Source organism: Tahibacter caeni (genome assembly GCF_024609805.1).
Lineage (GTDB): Bacteria > Pseudomonadota > Gammaproteobacteria > Xanthomonadales > Rhodanobacteraceae > Tahibacter > Tahibacter caeni.
On sequence record NZ_JANFVR010000231.1, the window covers coordinates 1 to 7,824 of the forward strand.

Below are 7,824 nucleotides of genomic sequence, written 5' to 3' on the forward strand. Positions count from 1 at the left end.
CGCGCTGGAGCAGGCGCTGGCCCGCGGGGATCGCAGCGCCGCCGGCCGCGAGGCGCACCGCATCAAGGGCGCGGCGCGGCTGGTCGGCGCGACCGAGCTGGCCGAGCAGGCCGGCCTGGTCGAACAGGAACTGCGCGGCGCCACCACGACGTCGACGCCGGACCTGGCGCCGCTGCAGGCGGCGCTGCAGGCGCTGGGCAGGGAGCGAACCTAGACTGCGGTGGGCGAGGCGAACCGTCACGTCGCGGAATTCACGCGGCGAATTGTTTCGGAAAATCGCCGGAGGATTCGGCAGCGGCGCGATGCCCGGCACGGCTTCCGGCTGCGGCGACACGTCGAGGGCGCGGCTCGCTGCGCCCGCAAGAGACGAGCGGCGATACCTCGATGCTGCGGTTCGCCGCGCCCTTCGTTCTGTCGTCACGTCACGTCGCGTCGCGACTTCGACGTTGCCGCTTCGGCGCGCCGCCTACGGCCAGCGCGGGTCGCGTTCGTAGGCCTGCGGGTCGCGGCGTTCGTGGCGCAGGTTGTCGATCTGCTGCAGCAGGAAGGCGAGCCAGAGTCCCGCGCGCAGCCAGCCGTCGTGCGGCGGCATCAGGCCGAACAGGTGCGAGCCCAAGATCAGGCTCAGGATCACGAGCGGCAGCGCACGCCGCAGCCGGCCCAGCGGATGGCGCGACCGCAGCGGCGTGGTGCAGTGCGGGCAGGCCCTGCCGAAGCGGGTGAAGCGATACCAGGCAACGCCCGGGGTGGCGTGGAACACGCGCAGTTCGCGCGAGCCGAAACGCCCGTCGCAGGCCGGACAGACATGAACTCCGCCCGTCGCCGCCGCGGTAGTCGTGGCGAGGGTCGCGGCTGGTGCGGTGGCGGTCGCTGAAGCGCTGGCGGCCGGCACGGATGCGACGATGGTCGCGGCCGATGCGGAGGCATCGGATGCCGCGGTATCCGCGGCAGCCGCGACGGAAGGCCTCGCGCCGGGCGCGGACGGCGCCGCGGACTCGACGCTCGTTTCGCCGTTTGCGTCGTCGCATTCGCAAATGTTGTCGGCCGCCGCGAGCGCGTTGCCGCAGCGCTCGCAGCGCAGGACCGGATCGGGCTTCGTCTCGACGAAGCCGCTCAAAGCGCTTCGGCGTCCATTTCGCCGGTGCGTATGCGCAGCACCTGGTCCAGCTGGTAGACGAAGATCTTGCCGTCGCCGATCTTGCCGGTATTGGCCGACTGCATGATGGCTTCGACCACGCGGTCGCACATGTCGGCGCTGACCGCGACTTCGAGTTTGATCTTGGGCAGGAAGTCGACGACGTATTCGGCGCCGCGATAGAGCTCGGTATGGCCCTTCTGCCGGCCGAAGCCCTTGACCTCGGTGACCGTGATGCCCTGCACGCCGACCTCGGCCAGGGCTTCGCGCACATCATCGAGTTTGAACGGCTTGATGATGGCGGTGATCATTTTCATCGGCGTGGCCCCGGTCTCTGTGCGAACGTGGCGTGACTATAGCTTCAAGCGCCGCAGCGGATAAACGCAGCAGGTCGTCGCAGCGCCGGCGTTGCGGCCGATGCCGCACGCACCGCCGGGACCGACGGACAAGACCGGCGTCGCCGATCGTGACTGCCGCTAGACTCGGCAGTCATGCCGCAGACGGACGACTACCGCGAACTGTCCACGTCGACGCAGGATCCGGTGCCGATCGAGGCGCTGTGGTCGTTCGAGGCTTCCTCGACCGGCGAGCATCTCGTGCTGCCGGACGGGCGCATGGACCTGATCGTGCGTTTCCGCGCCGACGCCGGCGAGCGCGTCAGCGGCACGACGGTCCTCGTCGCCGGTCCCGCCCAGCGCGCCGCGCGGGTCGCGGTCGGCGTCGGCGAACGATTTTTCGGCATCCGCTTCCGCCCGGGCTGGGGCGGCGCCTGCCTCGGCGTCGATCCCGCCAGCCTGCGCGACATGACGCTGCGGGGCGAAGCCGCCGAACGGCTGGTCGGCGCCGATGCGCAGCGCTTGCGCGCGGCAACTACGGTCGGCGCGCTGCGCGAGGCTCTGATCGACTGCGTGCGCCGGCGCAGCCTGCAGACTGCCGCCGTCCCGCGCGAAATCCGCTCGGCCATCGACCTGCTGCACGAGAGCGGCGGACGCCTCGGCCAGTCCGAGCTCGCCGCGGCGAGCGGCCTCGCGCCGCGTTCGCTGCGCCGGCATCTCGCCGAGGCGGTCGGGCTGTCCTACAAGACGTTCGCGTCGGTCCTGCGTTTCCAGCGCACGATGCGGCTGCTCGCGCAGCAGCCTGCGCCGAGCCTGGGCCAGGCGGCGCTCGAAGGCGGCTACAGCGACCAGGCGCACATGACGCGCGAATTCCGCCGCCACGGCGGCTTCACGCCGGGCACGCGGCCGCCGGCCGTGCTGATCGGCATGCCGATCGGCGGTCTGGCCGAAACCTTCAAGCGCGGCCGCACCGGCGCCGGCTAGTCTGCGCGTCCCCTTCAGGAGCATCGCCATGCAGCTTGGCTACACCCTCGTCTACGTCGCCGACGTGTCCGCCACCGTCGACTTCTACGAACGCGCGTTCGGCCTTTCGCGGCGCTTCGTGCACGAGAGCGGCAACTATGCCGAAATGGAAACCGGCGCCACCGCGCTGGCCTTCGCCGCCGAAACGCTTGCCGAGACCCACGGCTTCGCGATACGCCACAACAGTCCCGGCGAGACCGCTGCCGGATTCGAGATCTGCCTCGTCAGCGACACGCCCGAGCAGGCCTACGACCGCGCCGTCGCCGCGGGTGCCGTCGCGTTGAAGGCCGTCGAACCGAAACCCTGGGGACAGAAAGTCGGCTACGTGCGCGATCTGAACGGCTGTCTCGTCGAGCTCTGCTCGCCGGTGAGCCCGGGCTGAGGGCCGCCGCGCGGCCGGCGCGGATGTCCAACATCGAGCGGAAGCCGGTTCCGAAACGGAAGCTCGACGGATGCGGATTGCCGGGAGCCACGGTCCGGATCGCTGCGCCGTCGGCCGGGCTCTGCTCGCCGCCATTCCGGCGCCGATGCAGCGGCGTCGCGTCGCGCGCGGCGGTCAGGGCCTCTGGCCGGGCGCCGACGCCCGCGCGGGCGGCCGGTTCCGCCGGCGCGGCAACGGCGGTGCGGCGCAACGCCGCATTTGCGCTAACTGCAAGTCGCGTCGGAATTTTCCGAGCCGACGACCGGAAGAATCCGAGAGCCCGGCGCGGCGTCGTCGGCTAGACTACGCTCCGACTCGCGCACGGCGCGGGTCCGGCCCACCGAATCGCGCTGCGCGACCGCGGTGCAGCCGGTCCGCCGCAGGACTGCCGTCCTTAGCCGTTCCGCCCTACCCTGATTCGAGAATCGCCATGATCGACGCCCGCACCCTCGACGAACTTGCCCGCCGCCTGACCGAACTGCTGCCGGCCAATCTCGGCAGCGTCGGCTCCGACGTCGCCGACAACGTCAAGGACGCGCTGCGTGCCGGCCTGCGCAAGCTCGACCTCGTGACGCGCGAGGAATTCGACGTGCAGCGCGCCGTGCTGCTGCGCACGCGCGAGCTCGTCGAAACGCTCGAGACCCGCGTCGCCGAGCTCGAACAGCAGCTGCAGGCGCCGCGCCACTGACGCCGCGCCGCGGCGCCGCCGTGGCCTTCCACTGAAAGAACGAGCCCGTTGTTTCAGGCGCAGCGGCCGGGGAACGCCGCGCGCCGATTCTGGAGTCCGCTCTCCGATACGCTCGGGGAGCGGAAAACGGCCAGGGATGGCCACCTCACCCTTTCTCTGCGGGACAGGTCCGGGCGGCGAGCGGTCGCGGCGCCGGCCCGTACCGGAACACATCGGCGTCCGCGCGCCGCTGCCGGGGTCCGCAGTCCGGCGCGGGACGCTGCGGCGATCAAGTGGAATGCCGGACTTTCCCGTCTTCGATCACGCGGCGCACAATGCGCCGCGGTCGCCAAGTACACAGATGGCTTTCGCACGGTCGTCGCAAAGACGATCCGTTGCGCAGGCCTCAGCCGCGTTGCGAAACGCCGGCCCGTTTTCCGCTTTGCATGGCGGCCCCTTCCACCAGCCACGAGGAAATGCGCCATGCCCTACCGTTACCTGCATGTCAGTCTGCTTGCGATCGCCGCGATGCTGCCGGGTCTGGGCTCGGCCCAGTCGGGCACGCCGAACAGCCTAAAGTCCGGCGCGTCGGCGACCGGCGTCGCCGTGACCAACACCTCCGGCAAGACCGTCTATGCCAATCTCGTGCTCGGACAGCCGCCGGTCACGCCGCCGGCAGGCTGCAGCAGTCTCGGCACGCAGATCGTCAGCCTTACCGATGCGCGCCTCGCGTTCACGTCGAGCGTCGCCGGCAAGGCCGTCAGCTTCACACCGGTGACCGGCGTCAGCGACAAGGGTTCGTATGCGATGGCCGCCGGCGAGACCATCACGTATACACCGCAGACCTTCGCCTGCGGATCGGCGCAATGCAGTGCGGCGGTGACGTTCAATTTCTTCTTCACGCCGTCCGACGACGGTTTCTCGAACAACAACGGCTGCAGCAACAGCGTGTTTCCGAACGCGACCAACCTCGCCGAGGCCTCGATCAACTTCGGCGTCAACGGTTCGGTCGGAACGAGCTGCGCGAACGCCGACGACACCGACATCAGCGCCGTCAACGGCGTCAACGCGATCCTGAAAGTCGCGACCAGCGGGGCGGGCTGGCCCGCGGCGACGAGCACGGCGCAGAACGGCCTGCTCGGCAGCAATGCGAACAAGCCCGGTGTGTTCGGCTGGGCCGCGACGAACTGCAGCGGCAGCCAGGCCAACGCCGGCTATCCGAATCCGTCGGCCGCCTGCGCCGCGCCGAAGAAGGCGCCGCTGGCCAAAGGCAATCCGGCCGGCTGCAAGACACCCGGCGGCTCGAGCTACGCGCCGATCGTGGCGCCCGACGGCACACAGTATTGCGACGAGCGCAGCGACGCGGGCACCTGCAACAACCAGCGCGATGCGTACGTCACGGGCGGGACGATCCAGATCACTTACGTGAAGCAGGCGTACTGAGCGCGACGAGTGCGGGGGCTTTCCCGGCATCGACGCTCCGCGTCTTCTCCGCGCTGCCGTGCGGAGAAGCCGGGCGTCGTCGCCGCGCTGTCCTTTCGTCAGCCAGCGTCGGCCGCGGAGGGTCACCGGCGACAGAGTCCGGTCCGCGACGTGCCCGGCTCCGCGTTCCGTTGGGTTCCGGCGCCGGAAGCGGGCCCCGAAGGACGGCTTGCTCATCTTCGCAACGATCCATCTGCCGGTGGCGGGAAGCTTTGGAGATATTGATCGGCAACACCCGCTTGGACAGTCGTATCGGAGAACTCTCAATGTATCTGGTCGAGCTGTTGCAGAACGTGTTAAACGACGCCCGCCTGACTCCTACCGAGATGGCTCCGGCACGCGACCGCAACAGGAAACGTGCAGGAGTCTGGGTCGAAGGTCTTGCGCAACGCCTTCGCAAGGTCTACTCCGCAGGCGGCCACGTCGTGTTCTCGCGGGATTGCCACGACAATCGCGCGAGCTACCGCATCAGCGAACTGCTGTTCGACATATTGGTCTGCGAAGCGCGGTCAGTGCGCTCAACGAGGCGTGGGGTCGAGCTCCCGGCGCTGACGCGGGCGATCTGGGCCATCGAGTCGGAAATGTCCAACAGCACGCGCGACACCGTCTTCGACTTCAGCAAGCTCGCGGTGGCAAAGGCGCAATACAAACTCATGGTGATCGCTCACTCGGACGCGACCAAGGAAACCCTGGCGCTTTGCGCCACCGACATCGCCGAAGATTCTGAGCTCTACCTCGCGACGATTCAGCATCCGCGGCACTGGGACGGTCCTCCGGCGCACGAGCGTGGCTTGTGCCTGTTTCGGTATGCCGGCGAAGCCGGCTGGCAGAGCAGCGACGGACCCTGGTTGGCTGAACGCTAGGCTGCTCTTCCGGTGTGGTTCGCAGCGCAAGCGCCGCTCGCGGAGCAGCCACTGCCCATCAACCGGCACTGCCGGGAGAGCCGTCCGCCGCCTCGGTTGTGGTTTCGCGAGATGAATGCGACCGTGCATCGGACGCGGCATGGCCGCTGCAGCGCCTCGGATTTTTCCTAGCGGTCTTCGCGGCCGCAGCCTGCAGCGCCGGCGGCCGATCGAGGCCACAGTGGCGACACGTTCACCCGGTCGTGTCTGCCATGAGTCTCGCCGTCGTCCATTCGCGCGCCCAGGAAGGCGTGACCGCACCGGCCGTCACGGTCGAGGTGCATCTGTCGGGCGGATTGCCGGGCACGTCCATCGTCGGTCTGCCCGAGGCGGCGGTGAAGGAAGCGCGCGACCGCGTGCGTGTCGCGATACTCAATGCGCGGCTGGACTATCCGGCGCGGCGCGTCACGGTCAATCTCGCGCCGGCGGACCTGCCGAAGGACGGCGGCCGCTTCGACCTGCCGATCGCGCTCGGGATACTCGCCGCATCCGGGCATCTGCCGCGCGAGGCGCTCGCGCGGCGCGAATTTCTCGGCGAGCTTGCGCTGTCGGGCGAATTGCGCGCCGTCAGCGGCGTACTACCGGCGCTGCTGCGTGCCCGCGCCGCCGGCCGCCAGGTCGTCGTGCCGCAGGCGAACGCGACGGAGGCTTCGCTGCTCGCCACCGCCGACGTCCGCGTCGCGGCGACTTTGCTCGACGTCTGCGCGCATCTGCGCGGCGCGCTGGAGCTGCCGCGCGCGGCGGACGTGGTGGCCGCAAGCGGCGCTGTCGCCGACGGCGAACCCGGTGATGCGCACGACGGACGCGACACCGCTGCGGCAGTGCGGCTCCGCGGCAGTGCGGACAGCGGCGGCGGTGAAGGCGGCGACGGCAACGGCGTCACTGGCAGCAACGGCAGTGGCACCGGCCGGCGAAGCCGCAGCGCGGAAAGCGACGGCGAGAGAGAAGACGACGAGAAAGAGGAAAACGGCTGCGGCGAAAGCGAGTGCGGCGAGAGAGACGCAGGCGAGCATGGCGGCAGTGCGAATGGCGGCGGCGTCCGCGACGACGGCGTTGCGTCGGCGCATGCTCGGCGTGTCCGGCGGTGTTCGACGGCCGGAATGGATTCGGGCATCCGCGCAACGTCGCACGTCGGGACCGCAGACGGGGCACATTCCGTTGCCGCAGTTCCGGCCGACTCGCTCGACCTCGCCGACGTGCGCGGCCAGGCCCAGGCGCGGCGCGCATTGGAAATCGCCGCGGCCGGCGGCCATCACCTGCTGTTCGTCGGTCCGCCCGGCACGGGCAAGACCCTGCTCGCGAGCCGGTTGCCGGGCATATTGCCGCCGCTGTCGGACGACGAGGCGCTGGAATCGTGCGCCGTGCGTTCGGTCGCCGGCCACGGCATCGATCTCGCGCACTGGCGGCGGCGTCCCTTCCGCGCGCCGCACCATACGGCTTCTGCGGTCGCGCTCGTCGGCGGCGGTTCCACGCCGCGGCCCGGGGAGATCAGCCTCGCGCATCACGGCGTGCTGTTCCTCGACGAGTTCACCGAGTTCGACCGGCACGTGCTCGACGTGCTGCGCGAACCGCTGGAAACCGGACGCATCCTGATCTCGCGCGCCGCGCGGCAGTCCGAGTTTCCGGCGGCGTTCCAGCTCGTCGCGGCGATGAATCCCTGTCCCTGCGGCTACGCCGGCGACGCGGCCGGCCGCTGTACCTGCACGCCCGACCAGGTGCAGCGTTACCGTGCCCGCGTTTCCGGACCGCTGCTGGACCGGCTCGACCTGCAGCTCGAGGTGCCGCGCCTGCCGCTGGCCGAGCTCGCCGCGACGGGTCCGCCCGGCGAAAGCAGCGCCGTCGTCGCGGCGCGCGTCGCC

9 protein-coding genes are annotated in these 7,824 nt (G+C 70.1%); 7 read left to right on the forward strand and 2 right to left on the reverse strand.

The window, feature by feature from the left end; translation table 11 throughout:
• The coding region (locus NON22_RS16990) for an Hpt domain-containing protein (RefSeq protein WP_257388135.1) at positions 1-214 on the forward strand (214 nt) is incomplete at its 5' end.
• Between the two features lie 252 nt (positions 215-466).
• On the opposite strand, the gene NON22_RS16995 is transcribed toward NON22_RS16990, so the two are convergent.
• Both NON22_RS16995 and NON22_RS17000 read right to left on the reverse strand, forming a co-directional pair.
• Entirely contained in the window at positions 467-760 is a 294-nt protein-coding gene (locus NON22_RS16995; RefSeq protein ID WP_257388136.1) for a hypothetical protein, read from the reverse strand.
• A 353-nt stretch (positions 761-1,113) separates the two neighbouring features.
• Positions 1,114-1,452 (reverse strand): P-II family nitrogen regulator, encoded by a 339-nt coding sequence (locus NON22_RS17000; protein ID WP_255915144.1) that lies wholly within the window; start codon positions 1,450-1,452, stop codon positions 1,114-1,116.
• A gap of 174 nt (positions 1,453-1,626) precedes the next feature.
• Here NON22_RS17000 and NON22_RS17005 point away from each other — a divergent pair, with 174 nt between their 5' ends.
• The 6 genes from NON22_RS17005 to NON22_RS17030 form a co-directional block, all read left to right on the forward strand.
• Complete coding sequence (locus NON22_RS17005; protein WP_257388137.1) at positions 1,627-2,454, forward strand: AraC family transcriptional regulator; 828 nt, start codon at positions 1,627-1,629, stop codon at positions 2,452-2,454.
• A 28-nt stretch (positions 2,455-2,482) separates the two neighbouring features.
• The gene (locus NON22_RS17010; RefSeq protein ID WP_257388138.1) at positions 2,483-2,875 is read left to right on the forward strand and encodes a VOC family protein; all 393 of its coding nucleotides are present in this window, start codon (positions 2,483-2,485) and stop codon (positions 2,873-2,875) included.
• Between the two features lie 469 nt (positions 2,876-3,344).
• Positions 3,345-3,602, forward strand: coding sequence for an accessory factor UbiK family protein (locus tag NON22_RS17015; protein WP_257388139.1), 258 nt, complete (start codon positions 3,345-3,347; stop codon positions 3,600-3,602).
• Between the two features lie 462 nt (positions 3,603-4,064).
• On the forward strand, positions 4,065-5,024 hold the full coding sequence (locus tag NON22_RS17020) for a hypothetical protein (RefSeq protein ID WP_257388140.1): 960 nt from the start codon (positions 4,065-4,067) through the stop codon (positions 5,022-5,024).
• A gap of 305 nt (positions 5,025-5,329) precedes the next feature.
• On the forward strand, positions 5,330-5,926 hold the full coding sequence (locus NON22_RS17025) for a hypothetical protein (RefSeq protein WP_257388141.1): 597 nt from the start codon (positions 5,330-5,332) through the stop codon (positions 5,924-5,926).
• Positions 5,927-6,177: 251 nt separating this feature from the next.
• Positions 6,178-7,824 (forward strand): YifB family Mg chelatase-like AAA ATPase (locus NON22_RS17030; RefSeq protein WP_257388142.1); only part of this gene is annotated, 1,647 nt, incomplete at its 3' end.